Source organism: Halobacterium sp. CBA1126, from assembly GCF_009741975.1.
GTDB lineage: Archaea > Halobacteriota > Halobacteria > Halobacteriales > Halobacteriaceae > Halobacterium.
Genome location: NZ_WPCF01000003.1, coordinates 39,592 through 60,122 on the forward strand (window position 1 = coordinate 39,592; position 20,531 = coordinate 60,122).

Below are 20,531 nucleotides of genomic sequence, written 5' to 3' on the forward strand. Positions count from 1 at the left end.
AGAACTTGGATGAGTTATCCGCCAACGAGGCACCGCGGTATCTTATCCGGTTCCTTGGCCGCCAGGATCTCGACGAGCACGAGGAGATCTACGACGACCTCGCCACTGAATAAGGCTGTAGAATCGTCGTCCACGTACAGCACTCGAGTTTGCCGGCTCTGTAGAAACACTACTCAGTTGATGGGGTTCCACCGTCATTTGCTCAGTACAGCCGGCCACCAACATCATCAGGACCCAACAGAGTAGTTGGGATAATGCCCGTCAGTTCGTGCCCTGAGTGTGGCTCGACAGCGCACACGACCGGGAAAGGAACAGTAGACGGGGAGGATGTCACTTCTGGGAATGCACGGACTGCGAACATGAGCGGTCGGACACAATCCTATAACTCGAAACGCGCACAGTGCGCAGTCCTACCGACCGGCGATGGCCGCAACTTGGATAACGAACCAAGATGCGTTCAACAGCCCCCGTTTTCCGTGGAGCGGGTTGGCCTGCTACGTTCGTTTCTCACGGACGCCATCACGGCCACGAGTCATATCCTCGCAGTTCGGGCACACCTGCGGTTCGTCGACCGAATCCGGCGTGAATACACGAACGTAGACCTCCGTGACATGGCTGCCGCAGTTCTGGCATTCCGCCATACCAGTAGCAGCCAGACCATCGACCATAGGCTTTCTGACGGCGACGACACGAACGATTAGAGATAGCAAACAGCGTCCGCGACCGTTCCAGACGCTGTATCGCTCAATCGGGGAACGCCGTTACGCAACCTTCTCCGTTTCGAGCCACTCTTTGAGCTCCCAGAAACAATCCGAGCACAGACGTCCTTTCAGTGTCTCGACGGAATCCGACGGATGCTCGATTCGGTACCGTTGGTGGCGTTCCTGAGATGAGTCAAGTTCCGTCCCACACTTATCACAGTACTCAACCATACCAAGGGGTTGTCGCTGACGAGGGGAATATTTGGGGGCCCCATTCGTTCGGCAGTGGTCAGCGGTGGTGGGTTACCGACTGATAACGAATATTGGTGCGTGTGTTTCGTGCCTGAGATGCTCAGGGATTGTCCCACGAAAAACTCGTTTGAACAGTGACCGTTCGGACGCTCCGATGACAAGGAGTTCATGCGCGACGCTTTCCGTTGCGATTGCCGATGCGACATCGTCGCTACGACGGAGCGTTGTCACAACTGAACTGTCAGCTACACGCTCAGCGTACGTCTCTAGTCGCCGGTTGGCTGCCTGTCGTTGATTATCGGTTGCGGCTTCTGGAATGACTGTCAGCAGCGTAATTGACGCGGCCCACTCCGAGGCGATACTGCTGGCGAGCGTCACAGCAGCATCGCTATTCGGGCCGCCCGCGATAGGGACAAGAATCGAGTTGATCGCCTTATTTGTCCCGGGGCCGTAGTGGGTGATTGTCACGTCGTCAAGGGATTCAACGTCAGTGAAACCGAATTCTTGGCGAGCAATTGCGTCCCCAGTAGAGGCCATACGCCGCTTGTGGCGACGTGGTGGCGTACTGACTTCACGTAGACTGACCGGGTGGATACTCGTAGCGTTGGACGGCGGAGCGTTGGTTGGGAATGCTGGCATTACTCGTGGGTTGGGACTGTTGGATTTGATTACTCGCCAGAAGAGATCTGGCGACGGCTTTTGTCGCCCACGATGAGCGATAGATAGTTCAACTAAACCTACGCGCTCACCGGTATAACTGTTTCCCGGTCCCGTATCCCCATCTCAGCCCAGTCTACGGACGGTTGTCCCAGCTATTGGCCTTGAGGAGCTAGCGTGTAATTCTCGCTAAGTACAGACTGACGCTCTATCAATATTTAACATGGCTCCTTTCCATCATTTTTCTGTGCCGAAGTCTGATGCCGATATCAACCGTCTCGGGACGCAGATGATGGTTCTGGGGACACAGGTCAGTTTACTTGGTCTCGCTATTGCTCACTACTTCAATCCAGTTATCGGGCTCACGGTTTTCGCGTCCGGATTCCTCGGAACTATTGGTGTATTCATGGATACTGAGTAGGCGAGTTCGCTCAATCCGCATACTCACTTACGGGTTGTTTCACCCTACATAATATCTGATCAATGGGATTTCAACAGCGGCAAATTGGTCACTCCATGGCCAGGCGATCTATGCGACAAGTATTGATCTGTGATGTTCCCGAGACTGGGTCTGTACTGACCGACCTAGGCCCGAACCTAGTAGCCGTTGAGGGTTTCAACAAAGGAACGAATTTCCACCCGCCGTACTTTAAGTAATTTGTCCGACGAGTACCCCGTATGAGCACGCTGGCGGACACAATCCAAATCGAGAACGTTGTTGCATCCAGTGATCTCGGCCAAGAACTCGCCCTCGACCAACTCGCAGTGGATCTCGACGGCGCCGACTACAACCCCGAGGACTTCCCTGGAATCGTCTACCGCCTCCAGGAGCCGAAATCAGCCACGCTGATCTTCCGGTCAGGGAAAGTCGTCTGCACTGGTGCGAAAAGCGTCGATGACGTCCACGAAGCCCTCGACATCGTCTTCGATGACCTCCGCGAGTTAGGGATCGACGTCGACAGTAATCCGCCGATCGAGGTGCAGAACATCGTTTCTAGTGCCAGTCTCGAGCAGTCGCTGAACTTGAACGCGATTGCGATCGGGCTTGGCTTAGAGCAAATCGAGTACGAACCTGAACAGTTCCCCGGGCTCGTCTATCGGCTCGATGACCCCGACGTCGTCGTGCTCCTCTTTGGCAGCGGGAAGCTCGTCATTACTGGTGGAACAGAAACGGACGAAGCCCAGCAAGCACTCATGCACGTGCAGGACCGGCTTTCCGAACTCGGCCTCCTCGATTAATCCGGCCACATGGAGATTGGGGAGACTCGCTTTCCAGCGAATCGCCGCTACCGCCGACGAGAACTGCTGTCGTCCCTCATGTGGTCGCGGGCGGCTTCGACATCCGAGTAGGTTCCAGCGCGTGCTTGATGAGGCGGCGATCCCCCTCGTTCTCCTCCCAGCGCGTGATTACGTCGCGGCGTTCGCGGAGCTCGGCACTTGCGAGATCACCGTCGGCGAGCGACTGTTCGAGGGCCTCACACGTCTCGACGTCGTAGGTCGCCTGCCACTCCTCGATCTCCTCGGTGATCGCGGCCAATTCGTTGCGTAGCTCCTCACGCGTATTCTCCTCGATAAGCGTGCGGATTTCCTCGAAGAGCAGTCGGGTGTAGTCCGGCTGGTAGCGTGTCGTCTCGCCGGCCTCGACGCGGCGCAGCTGTCCCTGGTCGACGAGATTCTGGAGCTCCTCGTTGGTTGTACTCCAGGCGGCGTCAGCCTGCTCGCTGATCCAGTTAACTGAACGGGGTTCGCGAAGTGACTCGGCGACGGCTCGAATGCGGTCGCGGGCGCTCATCGACTCAGTCCACGACTGGACCCCATTCCGCGAGGATTCGGGCATGCTTGGCACCTCTAGTCCTGATTACGATACGGAAGTGTTGTCACGTCGAACGCATCGTAGTGCCGGTCGTAGGTGAGGATATGATCGACCTCTAAGGCCTGCATATGCGCTGCAACAGTAAAATCAGTAAGTGACGCATCCAGGTCGGTCCACTCGATAAACGTCGATTTCGCGTCCTCGAAAGCGTCCTCGGGGACGGATTCGGACTGATACAGCGTGCTCTCGTCGATGGTCGTCAGGAACGTGGCTGCGTTTCGCATCGACGCTTGCTTTTTCAGCCGGGTTGCAGCCTCGTCGACGATGTGATCGTTGACGATGAGACGACGATAGGGGAGGTCACCGTCGCGGACAAAGGCCATGAACGCCCGCGAGACTGCGTGCATCTGATCTTGGGGGTTGAATAATGCGTACAGGAACTTCGGGCCGACGACGACCTGATGGCGGACGTGCCCTGGGCGAAAATGCTCGGCTGTGACCGTGCCGATTGGGGTCTCGACTGGCTCTGCCATCAGCGGTCAGGGCTCCGCGGATGGATCGTCGGCGAGCGTGAACGATTCGTCACTGCCGTGCCACTCGTCGACGAGATCGTCTTCCTCGCGAGCATCCGTCGCCGCCGACGCTGGAAGGGACTCGTCATCAAGGTCGTCGAGGACGGTGAACGCCGGGTCGTTTGGGTCAGCTTGCTGCTGGCGTTCGATCCACTCGAGAAGCGCCTCGTGGCCGGCTTCCTTGAGCGAGAGGCCGTGCTCTCGAGCGAACTCCCGGAAGCGTTCGTATTCGTCCTCATTCAGCTCCGTTTGCACGTGCTTCGTGTCGTTACTGCTCATGCGGATCCCCGCTACTACTTCCATCTACTTGCTCATGAAGTATAAGATGTTCGCATGACTTATTTCATGCCTCATGCTCAAGTGGAAGACAAGGCGGACTACTGGCCCTGAAATTGAAATACAAACCCGAAACAACCCACGGTCCAATCGATGCATGATCGCTATCTAGACCTCGAGGAACTGCGGCCGACCGGCGAGGCGTCCCACATTCCGGACACGAGACTGGACGACGGGTGTGAAGGAGACCCCCGACGGCAACGCGTCGCGACGAGTTCTGGTGGCTACCCTGATGCGCCGACGGCCGCCGATGGCGAGTGTCGGTCCTGTGGGGCGTCAGTCCCAGACGGCCAGACGAAATGCCGGTTCTGTCTCACGAACCATCTCGATGTGACGCCACTAGCACGAACGAGACAGCGTCGACGAGGAATACCGATAAGCGAGGAGAGAGCTCCCGGCTTTAGCCAGAGTATGAATTCGACAATTGGAGCAACAACTATGGGTTACGCTATACCTGGATACTCAGCTCTCCAATTCATCTAATCCCGCCTCAAGCACTACGGTATAGGCTTCCGAGAGGTCCAGATCGTTCGCTTCTGCGTAGTCTTTGACTCGGCCACCGAGAGTATGTGAAATATCGATATTGGGTCGCATGGACGTAAAGTCTTTAAGACTAAAAGTATAATAATCTGTTGTCGTGAAGCGTACCAACAGGTTCGTCGTGCGTCCGCTTTCCGACGATGGAGAGCAACTGCTACGTGACTTGTTGGACGCTTCCGCTGCTCTTTGGAACGAGGTCAACTACGAACGCCTAATGCGGTACAACGGCGAGGACGGCTTCAAGGGTGACGTCTGGGACGCCGATACAGGCCGACTCGAAGGCAAATACAAAGGCGTGCTCGGTGCGTCCACTGCCCAACAGGTCATTCGGAAGAACAGCGAAGCATGGCGCGGGTTCTTCCGCCTGAAAAACCAGTACCACGACGAGTCGAACACATCAGTTACCGAACACCCGGAACCGCCGGGCTTCCGTGGGAACGAGGACGAGGGACGCCAACTCAAGACCGTTATTCGCAACACGTCGTACACCGTCGAATGGGGCAACCGCTCACGGCTTGAGATACTGGTTGGGAGCAAGTTGAAAGACCGATACGACCACACCGGGCGGCTGCGGCTGGAAATCGCTGGCGACCCGAATTGGCCCAACTACCAGAAGCAGGGCCGGTTGGACCTGTGGTACGATGAGACTGATTGCACCTTCCGAGCTTCGCAACCTGTGACTATTACTGATGCACGGGCGACTCCACTGGCCGCAGAGAAGGCCGCTTTGGATATTGGTGCAAACAATCTCGTCGCCTGTACCACCACGACCGGCGACCAATACCTGTACGAAGGTCGGGACCTGTTCAACCGCTTCCGTGAGACAACGCGAGAAATCGCCCGGTTACAGTCCAAGCTACAGGACGGCCAACACAGTAGCGAGCGTATCCGGCGGCTGTATCGGAAGCGAACCCGCCGCCGCGACCACGCACAGGAAGCGTTGTGTCGTGACCTAATCGAACGGCTGTACGAGGACGGCGTAGACACGGTGTATATCGGTGGACTGACCGACGTGCTGGGCACACACTGGTCGGTCGAAACCAACGCCAAGATCCACAACTTCTGGGCGTTCAAGCAGTTTACTGAGCGGCTAACATGTACTGCTGAGGAATACGGTATCTCGGTGGAAGTCCGGTCGGAAGCGTGGACCAGCCAAGAGTGTCCGCAGTGCGGTTCAACAGACCGAACGAAACGACATCAGGACACACTAACGTGTCCATGTGGATTCGAGGGGCACGCCGACCTCACAGCGTCAGAGACGTTCTTGAAGCGGCACACAGAAAAGGCAGTCAGGCCGATGGCACGGCCCGTGCGGTTCGAGTGGGACGACCACAACTGGTCGGGGACACCACACCCTCACGAAAGTCCCAAAGAACAGCGCACAGACCCGAGTACCGTCCACCGTGACGGGAATGTTGCCTCCGGCGAGTCGTAGACCGGCTGAGACTCCCACGGAGGAAACCCCGGCATTCACGCCCGGGAGGATGTCAAACGCTCATCTACGATCTCGACGAGGCGCCGGCGCGCCAGCTGGTCGAGCAATGGCCCTTACTCCCCGACGCGGTACAGGTGTCGTCAGTGGAGGGAGAGCGGCTTCTCAGTGCCGCCCGTGACCGGGCTGGGTGGCACGGGCAGGGAGCGTCGGAGCGTCAGGAGCAGGCCCCGACGCGGCTCTACGACCAGCGGGGAGACGGCATCCGCGACGCGTCGCGTCTCGACGCGGCCCTCGACAACGCCGACAACGCGGTGTGGCTGGTCCCAGCGATGGCGCTGACCGAATCCACTGGCGCGGCTGCGGCTGATCGGCAGGTGTCGTCGGTACCGACGACTCAGGAACTCGACTGTGAAACCTGTGGACGGGCGACCGACCATCGGTTCAAGACCCATGAATCGGTCCCGGATGCGGCGTGGACGGGCCAACCGATCTGGGAGTGCCGGGTGTGTGGCTCGGCTCGCTACGGACCTAGTCTCGAGTAGGGCCAGTGTTGGGCCTCGATTAACCAACATCTCTGCAGGTGGCCCCGGGTTTCGTTGGTTAACAGTAATAGGAAGTACGATTTCCTTGTTCAGACTCGCAGCCGCTAACTGGTGTAAAATCGATAATTACAGATAGAATACTAATCGCTACGTGAGGGGATGGAGAGCAGTAGTTGAGGCTGGGTCACTCAATGCATATGATCCCAATTTTCCGCGCCCACTAATCAAGTTTATTTGTACTACATCAATTTAATTGGGTAAGCTTTATGTGGCAGTCCTCACCAGCAGATATTGCGGTCGAAGTCGAGAGACCCCACATCTGGGGGTTAAGACCCTGGAGGATTAAGTAGTGACAACTATGAACTGCCCGGACTGCGGGAACGAGCGAACACGCGTCATCGATACAGGGACCAGTGCCGACGGAACTTCCGTCCGACGGCGCCGCGAATGTCAACGCTGTTCGTTCCGCTTTACGACCTACGAACGTCCGGAGTGGGAGTCCCTCCAAGTGAAAAAACGCGACGGTACCATCGAATCGTTCGACCGACAGAAACTCCGCGCAGGGATCGAGCGAGCCGTTGAGAAGCGAGACGTGGCCGAGACAACAGTGACCGCTCTCGTCGACGATATCGAGAGCGAACTGCAAGATCGAGAGGCACGTATCGTCTCTTCGAGTCTTATCGGCGAACTCGTCTCTGAGAACCTCCGTACGCTCGATAAGGTAGCCTACATTCGATTTGTCTCCGTTTACAAAGCATTCTCTGAGCCACAGGAGTTCCTGAGAGAACTTGACGCAGTCTTGGATGCAGAACTCGATGACTTCGAAGCCTCGAACAGCGCACTATGACACAAACATACGCAGCTCAAACGAATGTTCGGTCAATCCTTGACCGGGCGAGCATGACCCACGTCCAGACGTACAGAGAACGACGGAAACAGAAACCAACCGACAGAGAACGATTCCTCCGGGGTACGTGCCAATGACTGAAAACAAAACCAAAGGCGGAGATCCGGAGACCGACATCTTCTCCGAACGAACACACCTAAAGCCGTACGAGTACCCCGACGTCCTCGAGTACAAAGACGCGATACGGAACAGCTACTGGGTTCACACAGAGTTCAACTTTTCAGGAGACGTTCAAGACTTCAAGGTCAACACGACTCCGGCCGAGAAAACCGTCATCAAGCGGACGATGCTGGCCATCGCGCAGATCGAGGTCCAGGTCAAGACCTTCTGGGCAGAAATCTACGACGAGATGCCCAAAGCGGAGATCGGGAACGTCGGCATGACCTTTGCGGAGAGCGAGGTCAGACACATGGACGCGTACAGCCATCTCCTCGACATCTTGGGGATCACGGAGGACTTCGAGGAGGTGACTGAGGTCCCCGCAATCGAGGAGCGGATCGACTACCTCGACGAGTACCTCGAGAAGAGCGAGAGCGACGACAAACAGGAGTACGTGATGAGTCTCCTGCTGTTCTCCACGTTCGTCGAGCACGTCTCGCTGTTCTCGCAGTTCCTCATCATGACGAGCTTCGACAAACACGAAAAGAAATTCAAGGGGATCGCGAACGCCGTCGAAGCGACCAGCAAGGAGGAGCAGATTCACGGACTGTTCGGTGTCGAACTCGTGGAGACGATTCGCGAGGAGAATCCGGACCTCTTCGACGAGGACTTCGATGAAGAGGTCCAAGCAGCCTGTCAGCAGGCGTTCGAGGCAGAGATGAAGATACTGGACTGGATCTTCAGTGAGGGCGAACTGGAGTTCCTTCCCCGGGCGCACGTCGACGCGTTCCTGCGGGACCGGTTCAACCAGAGCCTCAAGAACATCGGTGTCGAGCCGATCTTCGAGCCGGACGATGACCTGCTCGAGGAGACACGGTGGTTCGATGAAGACATCATGATGACGAAAGATAACGACTTCTTCAGCAAGCGGTCGACCACGTACAACAAGCACGCACAGAGCGTTACCGCCGAGGACATATTCTAACGATGGCACAAACAGAACCAGCACTCGACGAGGTACAACAGCAGCACGAGGAACCATTCTACTGGCTGAACGAGGACAGCCGGGCGTTCCTCGACGAGGGGTACCTGATCGAGGGCGTCACGGCCGAGGAGCGGGTCAGGGAGATCGCAGAGCGGGCCGAGGAGATCCTGGACGACGACGGCTTCGCGGACAAGTTCTACGACTACATGAGTCGGGGCTTCTACAGCCTCGCGAGTCCGGTGTGGGCGAACTTCGGTCTGGACCGAGGCCTGCCCATCAGCTGCTTCGGGAGCTACATGGAGGACAACATGGAGAGCATCCTCTACACGCAGGCCGAAGTGGGCGAGATGACCAAGCTGGGCGGCGGGACCAGCGGGTACTTCGGCGAGATCCGGCCCCGAGGCAGCCCGATCACGAACAACGGCAAGAGCAACGGGAGCTACAGCTTCACCGAGCTGTTCGACACGATCATCAACGTCGTCAGCCAAGGCGAGACGCGACGCGGCCAGTTCGCGGGGTACATCGACGTCGAACACGACGACCTGGACGAGTGGCTCAACATCAAGACCGAGGGTGACCCCGTCCAAGACATCTACTACGGCGTTATCATCGGTGACGACTGGTTCCGGGCGATGGTCGACGGCGACGAGGAGAAGCGAGAGACGTGGGCGGAGATCATCGAGACTCGGATCAACATCGGTGTCCCGTACATCATCTTCCGGGACAACATGAACGACGGGAAGCCACAGGTCTACAAGGACAGGGGCTACGAGATCAACGGCTCCAACCTGTGTACCGAGATCGCGCTGCCGGCCACGCCAGACGAGAGTTTCGTCTGTTGTCTCTCGTCGATGAACGCGCTTCACTACGATGAGTGGAAGGATACCGACGCAGTAGAGACGCTGACGCGGTTCCTCGACGCCGTCATGGAGGAGTTCATCCAAGAGGCGGAGGGGACGCAGTTCATGGAACGCCCAGTGCGGTTTGCGAAACGGCACAGGGCGATCGGCATCGGCGTTCTCGGCTGGCACAGCTACCTCCAGAGCGAGATGATTCCGTTCGACAGCATGGAGGCGATGGAGAAAAACGAGGCAATCTTCCGCACCATCAAGGAGCGAAGTTACGAGGAGAGTCGTCGCTCGCCGACGAGTTCGGCGAACCGGAGGTGCTCGAGGGCTACGGTCGCCGGAACGCGACGACGATGAGCGTGGCCCCGACGAAATCCAGCAGTGTCATCCTGGGGCAGGTCAGTCCGAGCATCGAACCGCTGAAATCGAACTACTTCGTCCGCGACGGTGCGAAGCTGAAATCGACGCAGAAGAACCAGTTCCTTGAGGCGATACTGAAAGAGCGAGGCAGAGACGAGCGCGAGGTCTGGGACAGCATCGCACAGAACGACGGGAGCGTGCAACACCTCGACTGCCTGACCGACGAGGAGAAGGAAGTGTTCAAAACCTTCGCCGAGATCCCACAGATGGCGATCATCAACCAGGCGGCACAGCGGCAGAAACACATAGATCAGGCACAGAGTCTGAACGTCTCGATCGATCCGAGCGAAGTGAGCGTCAAGGAGATCAACCAGCTCTACATCGAGGCTTGGAAGAAAGGGGTGAAGAGTCTCTACTACCAACATAGCGTGAACGCTGCACAGAAGTTCAGCCGAGACATCCTCGAATGCAAGGCCTGTGAGAGCTGATCACCCATCGGCCGGTATGATAGAGTGCTCCATGTAAACTACGCACACCTATTTACCAGACGTTCCAGACCGGTTTTAGAATGAAGAAAGAGTGCTTTGACCTACTGCTAAGAGCGTGATCTCCTGCAAGCCCGACGCCAATCTCGATGGTGGGTCTTTCCGCGCCGGCGAGCGGTGAGGCGCTTCCGATGGAGCAAGAGTTGCCCTAACTCGAACTCAACATACCAGACAGCAAGTCGAGTAGCGGAGAACAGACACTTCCATTAACAAGTCTTAGAACCACTTTGACTACCGTGGCGGACAACGAGTATCATCGGCGAACAGCCATCACACGGCTGTCTGTATCCCCAGCCGATAGCACGCTCCTACGAGGGACGATCGAGGAGTGGCAACAGGGATGCCAGGTCGCCGTAGATAGGGCGTGGGAGCAAGGTCACTCAAACTCCGACGTTCAAGAGCTTGCTTTCGACGCCGTCCGCAATCAGACCTCCCTCGGTAGTCAACACGCAATTCTCGCCTGCCACCAAGCTGCCGAGAACATCAGGTCCTGCATCACTCGCCGACGCGCCGGCAAAAAGGCGAGCAAACCCACGTACACGAGTCCGACGATTACCTATGACAGTCGGACAATGACGATTTTCCCCGAGCAAGAGCAGGTGTCGCTTACGACCCACGGCGACCACGCCCGAGTACGGGGTGACCTCGTAGTACCCGACGACGAAGATGGCTACCAGCACCAATATCTCGCCAGCGACGAGTGGGAACCCACTGAGTCAACACTTCACTACCGGAACGGCGAGTGGTACTTGCATCTCGGCTTCCGCAAACCCGACACGAACGCCACTAGTGAGACGACCGAGAACGGAACGGTTCTCGGCGTCGATCTTGGTGTGAACGAGATCGCCGTCACCAGCACCGCCCGGTTCTTCTCTGCAGGGAATTTGAACCATGAGCGTCGAGAGTTCGAGCGCGTGCGTGCCGACCTGCAAACACATGGGACACGTAACGCGCATCGGACACTCGAATCCCTGAGTAACCGGGAAGACGAGTACGTGAAACATGTTCTGCACGGCGTGGCCAACGGGATCGTCGAGGAGGCGTTGAGGTATGACTGCGACGGCATTATCTTCGAGGAATTAGACGGAATCCGCGAACGTCTCCCCAAGGCCGCATGGCACTCTAAATGGGCATTCAATCGCCTCTATAACTATGTTGAATACAAAGCCGAAGCCGAAGGGTTGTTCGTGGATACGACGGATCCGAAGAATACCTCCAAACGGTGTGCCGAGTGTGGATTCGTTCACGGAAACAATCGTCAATCCAGGGGCGCGTTCGAGTGTCAAGAGTGTGGTAACCGGAATCAGGCGGACTACAACGCCGCAAAGAACGTCGCCGAGCTGTATCTCCGTCGTGAGCAACAGTCCTCACGGCGGAGGGGCGTCAGCCAATACGCCCTGAAGTCCGGGACAGTGACGCCGAAGCGGGGATACACCCCGTACCCTGACGGGTTTGAGGCGGAGTCCGCGGACAAATCCCACCCGTAATGAAGCGAGCGGACATCAGTCCCGAGCGAATGGGTTGGGGTAGTTGGTACAGGGCTATCGGATGCACTGTGTCCGCATTTGATGTTCAGTACTCAGGGCAGTGGTGTTCTGGTGAACCCCTCAGCCACTAACAGAGTTGGTGCATCCAATCGTTAAGTGTAGCGGATGCGTATCTCGGTTCCTGTCGGAGTCGAACTCAACAAAAGGTTGATGGCTTTGTCGAGCGAAGTGATACCTATGAACCAAAGAGTTCTGTACAACGGTGGTGTTGCGTTGGTCGGCTTGGTAGTCATCCTCAGTTCAGCGTGGTTCATCTACCAAGGACAGTTTGTGGCAGAGAGCGACCCGATGTTCCCGCTCCTCGGTGCTATTGTGGGCGTTGTCGTGGGGACGCTCCTCGCGGCAAAGGGAGGGTTCGAACTTGCAACTCTTCGCCGTTCACGAAGTGTCTGACAATTCCAAAGGGTTCGTTGGCCGTCTAACGGGATAGACGCAGAGCTACCTAACGGCTATTTCACCACTGTTGGTTCATAACTAATCAGATTTCGCCAAACCGGTAATGTTTTTCATGCCGTGAATTGGTGAGGCGTTTCCAATAGATCCAGATATCGAACAAGGATATCGGCTGCATCAGATACTCAGCAATCTCAACCGACTCGACGTCGACCGATTGGACGACGCGGATCGAGAGCGAGTCGAGACCGCGAGAGACCTCCTGGAGGAGGTGAGCCTTCTCACGCGGCCGGGCGACGGAGCCGGGGCGGACGCCCACGCAGATTCCTAACTGGAGTCCCCGGCCACGACCAGGGAGGCAACTCTCGCGTCGGTTTATCGCCCCCGACAGGGGTGCGGGGGCGACCCCGTGAAGTCCAGACATGGCGACACTGCAAGCTGCGACGACGTCGACTGGCGCGTTCGTATCGGATCCGCGGACAGTCCGCGAGCTCTGTGAGAACTACTGCTTCGGGACGCTCGACTGGGAGGTTACCGAAGACGGAGAGCTCACCATCTGGGGGTACGACGACTTTGAGGTGTACGAGGCGCGGGAGGAGGTCAATCTTAGCTGTTAGAGCAAACGACGGAGCACTCAATAGAATCAAATTGACCGGAGGGTTCAAGTCGCTTCGTAAGGAATTCTTACGTAGAACTGCCCATGAGTACTGACGACCCTGAAGTCACGACGGTTACCTCGAAGGGACAGATCACAATCCCGAGTCGGCTTCGCGACCAGTTCGGCCTCGAAAAAGGGACGAAACTGATGGTCGTCCCAACAGACTACGGTCTGGTTTTGAAGAAACTCGAACTCCCCTCAGTCGAAGAGTTCCAGCACCGAGTCGAAGAGCGATCGGAAGAGGCCGATCTCTCCATGGACGAGGTCACCCAGTTGGTCCACGACGCGCGGAGCGCCGATGAATGAGAGCCGTTCTCGATACGAACGTCCTCATTTCAAGCGTCATCGCAACGGGTGTCCCCCACGATGTGGTCGTCAAAGGATTCAGTAACGAGTACGAGATTATCGTCTCCGTCGAGACGCTGACTGAGTTTCGAGAAACGCTGTTGAAATACCCGGAGAAGTTCCACATGGACGAAGAAGACGTCCAGCAGGAGGTCGAAACGATTCGGTATTATGCGGAGTTCGTCGACCCGGATGAAGATATCACGGCAGTCGACGATGATCCCGATGACGACAAATTCCTCGAAGCTGCAGTGGCTGGCCACGTGGACTATCTCGTCTCTGGCGATCGGCATCTACTCGATCTCGACTCCTTCCAAGGAATCGATATTGTCGACCCGAGAACCTTCTACGAACGCCTCACCACCCAGTAATCAGCGGATCTACCACAGAAGACAGCCCGACCAATCGGTCGTGGGCACGATGGGGGGGTTTTTGAGCGCCCGAGAGCGGCGCGGGCTCGACCGAACGTCCCCCAGAGGAGACCAGAATAAACGATACAGACCAGACGACAGCATACCGACTGACGATTACCGTCGACGGCGTCGAGCTACCCGTCGACGAGGATGTGCGCCATGCACTTCTCGAAATGCTGTCGAGAGCAGCGTCCTAACCGGTGATATCACGCCGATCTGCCCTCGTGACGACTGCAAATCACACCTTGGCATCGGGAAACCCGTCTACGCTGGTGAGCAGACCGACACCGCCGACGCCGATGTGCGGTGTCTCAACGAGGACTGTTCGTTCACTGCCTGCGCGCAGTTCGTACTTGTCAATCTGCTCGACGAAGAGGCAGACTCACAGACGAGTCTCGTCCACGCCGGAGAGATCGAACCACTCGAGGCACGATATCAGCAGTGAATTAACCAACATCAGGAGCGGCAAAGCTACTGTTGTTGGTTAATATTGGCGTCTGCCGCTGGTTTTTTCTCGCCCCGAGAGCGGGCGCGGGGCGATCAGTCCCGCGTCTTCTGGGTGATTCGAGATGGCGCTCTCAGCACGTCCGACCAGTAGCATCGCCGACGAAATTACAGCTGCCCGGCAGGCCGACCACGTAGCGTTCCTTCATCGCGTTCCCTTCGCGCTTGACGCATTTCGACTTGGTTTTCTCACCGGCTTTCGCGAGGACTGTACCTACCAACAGCAACAGTACACGGATCTGAACCTTCCAGTCGGGATGCTCGATAACGACTTTCGCAATCCCGACCTTGATCGGTACGTCAATCGGTTTTTCGAGTACGAACCGCAGGTTGGCGTGATCGGTGACGCCTACAATGTCGACGAGGTCGACGAGTACGTTGCCGCCGTTCGCGAAATTCAGGGGAGTTACCCGGAGGCGGACCTCGTAATCGTCCCGAAGTGCCGTGCAGCAATCCAGGCTGTCCCCGATGACCTCGTTCTCGGGTACTCACGAGGATACGCTGATCGACTCGCTCACGAGTTTTCTGAGCCACGCGATTGGCGCGGGCGACGTGTCCATATTCTCGGTGGAAGTCCACCAAAGCAACTCGAGGTGATTAAGCAGCTGACCCAGCCGACACTGACGGGTGACCCACCTGCCGATATCGTCGGCGTCGATTGGAACGGTGTCCATCGTGGGGCGCAGTTCGGGGAGTTCTGGACGCCGGACGGCTGGGACGATCGCGGTCGCGACGCCGATCACATGACAGTTCGGAAGACCGTACGCCACGGCCTTGCCCAGATTCGCGAGTTCTGGCAGGCACACGACGTCTGGCCCGAGTCGACGCCCCAGGAGGGCGGAGCAGAACTCACATATCGTGGCCCGTCACTGAGCGAACTCGAGAGCGCTGCGTGTACCGAGTGTGAGGGAAACGTCTGGACCACCGAGCGTGGTCCCTACGTCGCCGAGTACGGCACGGGCGAGATCTGTGGCTACTGCAGCTACGAGTGCTACTTCTCACACCGGCATCGGAACAATCTCGCGGAGCTCGCCGGCGAGCAGAGCGTCTCCTTCCCGCCCGCGTGACGCCACGAGCTGTTTTTTCGCGCGCCCGGAGAGGGCGAGGGCTCGAAAAAGGGCCTTCACACTGAGGTGAACTCCTGTGAGTCAACAACAGAGTGCCGACAACGTCTCAATCGACGACATCCCAGTCGATATCGACAGCACACAATCAGGTGAGGTCAATCCCACCGACGTCCCCGATGAAATCGAGTCGATCAGCCGGGGGCTTGCCGGTGAACACCCGCCGACGAATCCACTGGTCGTACTGAAAGCGGCTCGCTGGTGGTACATTCACGGCAAGGGCGGCACGGATCCCGCCTTCCAGTGGGCCATCGAGTGGGCGCGCCACCTTGCAACCGACACGCCCAGCGACGTCGAGCGGTTCGACGAATTTCTCGAGTACCTCGTCACGGTCGGCTTCGCTGATGAGAAGGACGCGCTTCGCTGATCAGAGCTCGTAGCAGACGACATCCTCAGCCCCACAGCTTGGACACTCTTCGGCGTTCTCCGAGAGTGTCTCTCCACAGTTTCGGCACTCCCACAGGGTCGATGACTCCCCTTCGACGGCCCTGCGGAGTGTACTCAAGAGACCCATTCTGGGTTATCTGATGTACTTGCGGTTGTTAACACCATCCCCTGTCAGCCACCCCGACTTGAACGAAGTCGTGGAGGCGTGTTTTTTCTGCGCCCCTGAGGGGTGCGGCGCGGTCTGAACAGACGCAGTCGCCGTGAACTCGATTCGGTGAACCCAATGGCTACGACCAGTGACTCGTCGGTCTCCTTCGAGCAGACCGACACGCGATCGGACGAGATGAACAGTACCATCGAACAGTGGATCGACGACCTCGTCGCCGGCGTCGACGACGCGCAGGCTAGCGCGGAGTTCCAGGAATGGCTCGATGTCCAGAGTCGGTTCCACGATTACTCGTATCGGAACACGCTCCTCATCAAGCGGCAGTGTCCCGAGGCAACCCGCGTGGCTGGCTACCGGACGTGGCAGGAGGAGTTCGACCGCCACGTCACGGAGGGCGAGTCGGCCATCTGGATCTGGGCGCCAATCATCGCGAAACAGTGCCCGGAGTGCGAGAACTCGCCGAGCTACCACGAGGACAGCGATTGTGAGTACGACGAGACGTCGCCCGAGGAGTGGTCCGAGGGGCTGGTCGGGTTCAAGCCCGCGCCGGTGTTCGATGTCTCCCAGACCGAGGGCGAACCGCTCCCCGACCTCGACACGGAAGCGACCGGGGATGGCGGCGACCTCGTCGAACAGTTGACTGCCGCCGCTGATGACCTCGGCGTGACGGTGCGGATCGTACCAGCTGAGGAGTGGACCCACGGCGAGGCAAAGGGCATCTGCGAACAGCTGAGCCTCGTCGACGTTCAGCCGCTCGTCGAGGTGCGTGATCGGGAGAACGAGGCCGACCTTGCGCGGACGCTGATCCACGAGTACGCACACGCCCTGCTCCACTTCGATGTCGACGACGACACCGAGCGGGCGAAACGCGAAGTCGAGGCCGAAGCCGTCGCGTACGTCGTCGGGCGCTACTGCGGGCTCGACACGAGCGGCTCGGCATTCTACCTCGCTGCGTGGGAGTCGGACGATCCCGAGGTCGTTCGCGAGCGGCTCGGACGGATCAGTCGGGCGGCAGAGGAACTCATCGACGTTCTGGAGGACTAGACCTATTTGTTAGTTGAGATTATTTCAGCAGCCCAGACAGGAAGGAAGAAGAGCCGCCAAGGACCCGATCCAGCCGCCAGGTAAACAGTCCACGTGCAGCTGAAACAAGGAGGACAGTTCCAATAACCCAGAGCAATACGCTTCCGAGAACATAGCTTCCAATCAAGATACCGACTTGGCCAATCGCTACGGCTCCAAGGAGTCGTTTTTTCTCTCGTTCGTATATTTCTGAGAGCTTGTTGAACTCATCCAAATCCTCTGGTAAGGAGAAGCCCTTGTTAGCCCCCCGTTTCCAGACAGTCGGGGCCATTGATACGCCCACCAAACCTTCTGGACCACTAGAGACGGTGAGATTTTGCAGATCTATAGTCCATTCAGTATCACATTCCGTACATCGAAGCAACGTGTAAGAATGGTTGGTTACCTCAATAGAACGCCGGATAACGGTCGTCTCTCCGGTGCAGACTGGACAGCTGTCGGGGGTAATCGGTGTTATAGAGGTCGTGTTTGAGTCGATTCGATCCAATTCACTTGCTATCTCCCCGTAGAGTCGATTAATCAGCGCCTCCGACTTCTCCGAATAATCCTCAAGTGCGGCATCGAGATCATCTGCGAGTAGTTTTAAATCTACTAGCGTGGCACGAAGATCCTCATCCTTTGGGCCAGCGGAGAGGTTCTCAAGGGTAGCGCGATACTCTTCGACCACTACTTGTAGTTCTACGCCAGCCTTCTGGAAATCATTATATCTGGAGATCGTACTCTTCGAGTCGGTCCACGAAATCTCCTCATCAAATGTACTAAGTTCAGAATACAGGCTCTGAAGATGGTCATCAAGTTCAGTAACCGTTTCGTCTATCTTCCGCGAGAGTCGATCGGATTCTTTGTCCGCGGGCAGTGACTGAGCAGTCTCAAAGAGCTCGTTCAATTCCTCGATGGCCTCAATAACCCCGTTCACTAATTCATAGGTATTCGCTATCTGATTCCCACACGATATCTCATCGGCGACTGAATAGGGGAATCTGCTCTCGTTCAGGGGGAATTGTAGCTGTGCTTGAGACGAGGTCTCGGAGGGGCGAGCGCTATCGGCTGTCGGAGCCACAGAATTCCCGTGAATAGCATCGTGACAATCTTTACAGAGGGTTTTCAGATTGCTCGTGTTATGGGTTCCACCCTTACTCTTTGGGACAATATGGTGGGCATGAAGCTCTGCATCGCCACGAGGACCACCGACTGCACCGCAGTTCTGACAGGTGAAATCATCTCTGCGGTAAACCTCTTTACGGCGTGATCCCCAATCGCTGGGATACCCCTCACTCATTACCAAATAAATCTTAGACGTAGCGAATAGTGGTTTTGGTGTGGTATTGGCCAAGACTCGCCACCTTCTGAGTTGAGGATGTTTGATTGCCACTGATGTCAGAGGGTCCCAGAAGTATGTATTGGGGGAATGTCGTGTTAACCAACAAATAGCGGACCCTCAGTCGTATCGTTGGTTAAGTTTTTCAGCGCCCGCGGAGGGGCGGAGGCGCGTTCTGACCTCCGTCGAATAATGACTGAACCCTATCTCACGACGCTCCTCGAGGAAGCCGAGCACGTCGCCAAGCAACACGACCAGATCGCTCGAACGACAGACAACCAAGCCCACGAGTACCTCCGATACGCCGTCCTCCGGGTGCTCGAAGGCGAGTCGGACCACCTCCCAGCAGACTGGACGCCGATCGATGGCGTGACAGTCGGCTACGGGAGCGACGAGGCGATGTACGACAGCTGGGGCTCCAGCGAAGACTGGTGGGAGACCGTGCCGCCGCAAGAAGGGTGTACCCGATTCCGGGTGTTCTTCCCGGACCACCACCAGACGGTTCCCCGCGCCATCGTCGACGTGATGGGCGCGCTCGCTGCCTGGCGCGTCTGGACTGGGTGCGCAGCCGCGTGCGGCTCCTACGACCATCGCGAGCGTCGCGAAGTCCACTACCTGTGGCCGGAAGGCCATCCGGTGGAGGAAGTGCTCCACGAGCGGCTCAGGGGGCCTGCGGAAGCCGTCGCTCCCGACGGTGGCCGAACGGGCGACGTTCGCGACCGACTGGTCGTCGACGAGAACGCACAGTCGGAGGACGATCTCGAGCCCCGCACGAAGCGTGCCGTCGCCGAAGCGATGGACGTCTCACTCCTCTCGAAGGGTGGCCGCTACGAGTTACAGTCTGCGTCCGGGAACCGGTACGAAGTCGACGTCATCGACGAATCGTGTACCTGTCCCGACTGGCAGCAGCGCTCACCCGAAGGCGGTTGCAAGCACCTGCGTCGCGTCGATCACGAGATCAAACGGGGGTGCGTTCCCCGACCAGACGGCCGCCTTCCTTCAAACAGGTAGAGGACAGCTAAGATCCGGAGTCAGAACCTTCGAACGCTACGTATTCGTACTTGACAGATGAAGTTTCGACCTTCGAGTCTACGCGGGTATCTAATAGGTATTCCATCAGGCGTACGGTTTCACTCTCGAGTGCTCGTATCTGATCTTCAATTTCAACCCTCTCACCATCACTCAATTCATCGATATCATCGGGGACAGATACCTTCCAACCGTGGATCTCTTGATCGAGTACGATTGTAGTGTGAACAATCGACTCGGACGAGTAGATATCCTGTAGTGGTGCAGGAAGGTGAGACACTATCTGAACTCTAAATACAAACTCAGAATCGTACTCCTGAGTCTGAGGGTCCAAGATATGGTTTACTAAAAATCTAGGCCATGGGTCTTGATTGTCCGCTTCTGGCAGTGTTAGGAAGTAGATAGGGTGATCTTCGTGAGGAACAATATCGTGAATCCGTCCCGGGTACTCCCTGAAGAGTTGTATTGACTCCTCCAAGTTAGGGAGGTCTACGAACTCCTCTATGGAGGTGTCTGACCACTCCCGAAGGGAGGTTGCTACTATTTCTGGGAGACCAAACGGACGTTTCGATACTTGTTCTGCAATTCGGTGGAGCGATTCGTCGGGGTCGCCGGAAGAAAAATCAACGCATGCTCGCCAGTTCCGGTTGTAATCCGTGCTAGAGGACAGTCTTGCAGTTTCAGGAATTGGCTCACCGGTGTCGATGTTTTCTGCTAAACTCTGGACAAGTTCCCGCCGAGGACCTTCGTACTCACGTAGACGCTCTTCGGAAGCAGATTGTTTGGTCGGGTAGAGCTGACGCTGTGAAAGCGTAGCGGGCAAGGGCGACGCGTCCGCGTCACCCGAACGCAATGTTTCCATTTGAATTTGCTGAGTTTCGGAGACGAGCGCCGCGAACCTGCTGGAGCAGGTTCGCTGGCGCGAGGGCCTCTGTTGCCCGCGCTGCCAGTCTGAGTCAGTGATCAAACACG

Annotated in this window: 22 protein-coding genes and 5 pseudogenes; 19 read left to right on the plus strand and 8 right to left on the minus strand. The window is 57.2% G+C overall.

The window, feature by feature from the left end; genetic code table 11:
• Positions 1–14 precede the first annotated feature (14 nt).
• Together GJ634_RS16320 and GJ634_RS16805 are read right to left on the minus strand one after the other, a co-directional pair.
• Positions 15–143, minus strand: a complete 129-nt coding sequence (locus tag GJ634_RS16320; protein ID WP_269449499.1) for a hypothetical protein — start codon at positions 141–143, stop codon at positions 15–17.
• Positions 144–1,004: 861 nt separating this feature from the next.
• Positions 1,005–1,592: a universal stress protein gene (locus tag GJ634_RS16805; protein ID WP_082678883.1), complete on the minus strand. Its 588-nt coding sequence runs from the start codon at positions 1,590–1,592 to the stop codon at positions 1,005–1,007.
• Between the two features lie 265 nt (positions 1,593–1,857).
• Here GJ634_RS16805 and GJ634_RS00815 point away from each other — a divergent pair, with 265 nt between their 5' ends.
• Both GJ634_RS00815 and GJ634_RS00820 read left to right on the plus strand, forming a co-directional pair.
• Positions 1,858–2,031 (plus strand): hypothetical protein, encoded by a 174-nt coding sequence (locus tag GJ634_RS00815; RefSeq protein ID WP_157499955.1) that lies wholly within the window; start codon positions 1,858–1,860, stop codon positions 2,029–2,031.
• Positions 2,032–2,288: 257 nt separating this feature from the next.
• Positions 2,289–2,849: a TATA-box-binding protein gene (locus GJ634_RS00820; RefSeq protein ID WP_058984739.1), complete on the plus strand. Its 561-nt coding sequence runs from the start codon at positions 2,289–2,291 to the stop codon at positions 2,847–2,849.
• 47 nt (positions 2,850–2,896) lie between these two features.
• Here GJ634_RS00820 and GJ634_RS00825 read toward each other — a convergent pair.
• From GJ634_RS00825 to GJ634_RS00835, 3 genes and pseudogenes are all read right to left on the minus strand, one after another.
• Positions 2,897–3,447 (minus strand): annotated as a pseudogene (locus GJ634_RS00825) (hypothetical protein).
• A gap of 11 nt (positions 3,448–3,458) precedes the next feature.
• Positions 3,459–3,956 (minus strand): type II toxin-antitoxin system VapC family toxin, encoded by a 498-nt coding sequence (locus GJ634_RS00830; protein ID WP_231727173.1) that lies wholly within the window; start codon positions 3,954–3,956, stop codon positions 3,459–3,461.
• 6 nt (positions 3,957–3,962) lie between these two features.
• Positions 3,963–4,274: a hypothetical protein gene (locus tag GJ634_RS00835; protein WP_058984737.1), complete on the minus strand. Its 312-nt coding sequence runs from the start codon at positions 4,272–4,274 to the stop codon at positions 3,963–3,965.
• A gap of 150 nt (positions 4,275–4,424) precedes the next feature.
• Here GJ634_RS00835 and GJ634_RS16810 point away from each other — a divergent pair.
• The 14 genes and pseudogenes from GJ634_RS16810 to GJ634_RS00900 all read left to right on the plus strand — a co-directional run.
• Positions 4,425–4,696: pseudogene (locus GJ634_RS16810) on the plus strand (hypothetical protein); the annotation flags it as partial.
• 272 nt (positions 4,697–4,968) lie between these two features.
• The gene (locus tag GJ634_RS00845) at positions 4,969–6,306 is read left to right on the plus strand and encodes an IS200/IS605 family transposase (protein ID WP_058984736.1); all 1,338 of its coding nucleotides are present in this window, start codon (positions 4,969–4,971) and stop codon (positions 6,304–6,306) included.
• Positions 6,307–6,362: 56 nt separating this feature from the next.
• Positions 6,363–6,848, plus strand: a pseudogene (locus GJ634_RS16815) (hypothetical protein); the annotation flags it as partial.
• A gap of 358 nt (positions 6,849–7,206) precedes the next feature.
• Positions 7,207–7,695, plus strand: coding sequence for a transcriptional regulator NrdR (gene nrdR / locus GJ634_RS00855; RefSeq protein WP_074879646.1), 489 nt, complete (start codon positions 7,207–7,209; stop codon positions 7,693–7,695).
• Between the two features lie 133 nt (positions 7,696–7,828).
• The gene (locus tag GJ634_RS00860; RefSeq protein ID WP_074879650.1) at positions 7,829–8,839 is read left to right on the plus strand and encodes a ribonucleotide-diphosphate reductase subunit beta; all 1,011 of its coding nucleotides are present in this window, start codon (positions 7,829–7,831) and stop codon (positions 8,837–8,839) included.
• Between the two features lie 2 nt (positions 8,840–8,841).
• Positions 8,842–10,535: pseudogene (locus GJ634_RS16325) on the plus strand (ribonucleoside-diphosphate reductase subunit alpha).
• 293 nt (positions 10,536–10,828) lie between these two features.
• Complete coding sequence (locus tag GJ634_RS00870; protein ID WP_331713925.1) at positions 10,829–12,079, plus strand: transposase; 1,251 nt, start codon at positions 10,829–10,831, stop codon at positions 12,077–12,079.
• Positions 12,080–12,316: 237 nt separating this feature from the next.
• Positions 12,317–12,532 carry a hypothetical protein gene (locus GJ634_RS00875; RefSeq protein ID WP_157499959.1) on the plus strand — a complete coding sequence of 72 codons (216 nt, stop codon included), beginning with the start codon at positions 12,317–12,319 and terminating at the stop codon, positions 12,530–12,532.
• Between the two features lie 142 nt (positions 12,533–12,674).
• On the plus strand, positions 12,675–12,863 hold the full coding sequence (locus GJ634_RS16535; protein ID WP_331713930.1) for a hypothetical protein: 189 nt from the start codon (positions 12,675–12,677) through the stop codon (positions 12,861–12,863).
• Positions 12,864–12,954: 91 nt separating this feature from the next.
• Entirely contained in the window at positions 12,955–13,149 is a 195-nt protein-coding gene (locus GJ634_RS00880; protein WP_157499961.1) for a hypothetical protein, read from the plus strand.
• 83 nt (positions 13,150–13,232) lie between these two features.
• Positions 13,233–13,496, plus strand: coding sequence for an AbrB/MazE/SpoVT family DNA-binding domain-containing protein (locus tag GJ634_RS00885; RefSeq protein ID WP_157499963.1), 264 nt, complete (start codon positions 13,233–13,235; stop codon positions 13,494–13,496).
• Positions 13,493–13,906, plus strand: a complete 414-nt coding sequence (locus GJ634_RS00890) for a putative toxin-antitoxin system toxin component, PIN family (RefSeq protein ID WP_157499965.1) — start codon at positions 13,493–13,495, stop codon at positions 13,904–13,906. The genes GJ634_RS00885 and GJ634_RS00890 overlap by 4 nt, the downstream gene beginning before the upstream one ends.
• Before the next feature lie 611 nt (positions 13,907–14,517).
• Positions 14,518–15,519: a DUF6610 family protein gene (locus tag GJ634_RS00895; protein ID WP_157499967.1), complete on the plus strand. Its 1,002-nt coding sequence runs from the start codon at positions 14,518–14,520 to the stop codon at positions 15,517–15,519.
• Between the two features lie 76 nt (positions 15,520–15,595).
• On the plus strand, positions 15,596–15,943 hold the full coding sequence (locus tag GJ634_RS00900) for a hypothetical protein (RefSeq protein ID WP_331713926.1): 348 nt from the start codon (positions 15,596–15,598) through the stop codon (positions 15,941–15,943).
• Here the strand turns inward: GJ634_RS00900 and GJ634_RS16820 are convergent, their stop codons facing one another.
• Complete coding sequence (locus GJ634_RS16820; protein WP_143414396.1) at positions 15,944–16,090, minus strand: zinc-ribbon domain-containing protein; 147 nt, start codon at positions 16,088–16,090, stop codon at positions 15,944–15,946.
• Between the two features lie 156 nt (positions 16,091–16,246).
• Between GJ634_RS16820 and GJ634_RS00910 the strand changes: the two genes are divergently transcribed.
• Positions 16,247–17,173: an ArdC-like ssDNA-binding domain-containing protein gene (locus GJ634_RS00910; protein ID WP_157499969.1), complete on the plus strand. Its 927-nt coding sequence runs from the start codon at positions 16,247–16,249 to the stop codon at positions 17,171–17,173.
• A 19-nt stretch (positions 17,174–17,192) separates the two neighbouring features.
• On the opposite strand, the gene GJ634_RS00915 is transcribed toward GJ634_RS00910, so the two are convergent.
• Positions 17,193–18,491, minus strand: a complete 1,299-nt coding sequence (locus GJ634_RS00915; RefSeq protein WP_157499971.1) for a sulfite exporter TauE/SafE family protein — start codon at positions 18,489–18,491, stop codon at positions 17,193–17,195.
• A gap of 231 nt (positions 18,492–18,722) precedes the next feature.
• Between GJ634_RS00915 and GJ634_RS00920 the strand changes: the two genes are divergently transcribed.
• Positions 18,723–19,541 carry a hypothetical protein gene (locus GJ634_RS00920; protein ID WP_157499973.1) on the plus strand — a complete coding sequence of 273 codons (819 nt, stop codon included), beginning with the start codon at positions 18,723–18,725 and terminating at the stop codon, positions 19,539–19,541.
• A gap of 7 nt (positions 19,542–19,548) precedes the next feature.
• Here the strand turns inward: GJ634_RS00920 and GJ634_RS00925 are convergent, their stop codons facing one another.
• Positions 19,549–20,382 (minus strand): hypothetical protein, encoded by an 834-nt coding sequence (locus GJ634_RS00925; RefSeq protein ID WP_157499975.1) that lies wholly within the window; start codon positions 20,380–20,382, stop codon positions 19,549–19,551.
• A gap of 29 nt (positions 20,383–20,411) precedes the next feature.
• Here GJ634_RS00925 and GJ634_RS00930 point away from each other — a divergent pair.
• A pseudogene (locus tag GJ634_RS00930) lies at positions 20,412–20,531 on the plus strand (transposase); the annotation flags it as partial.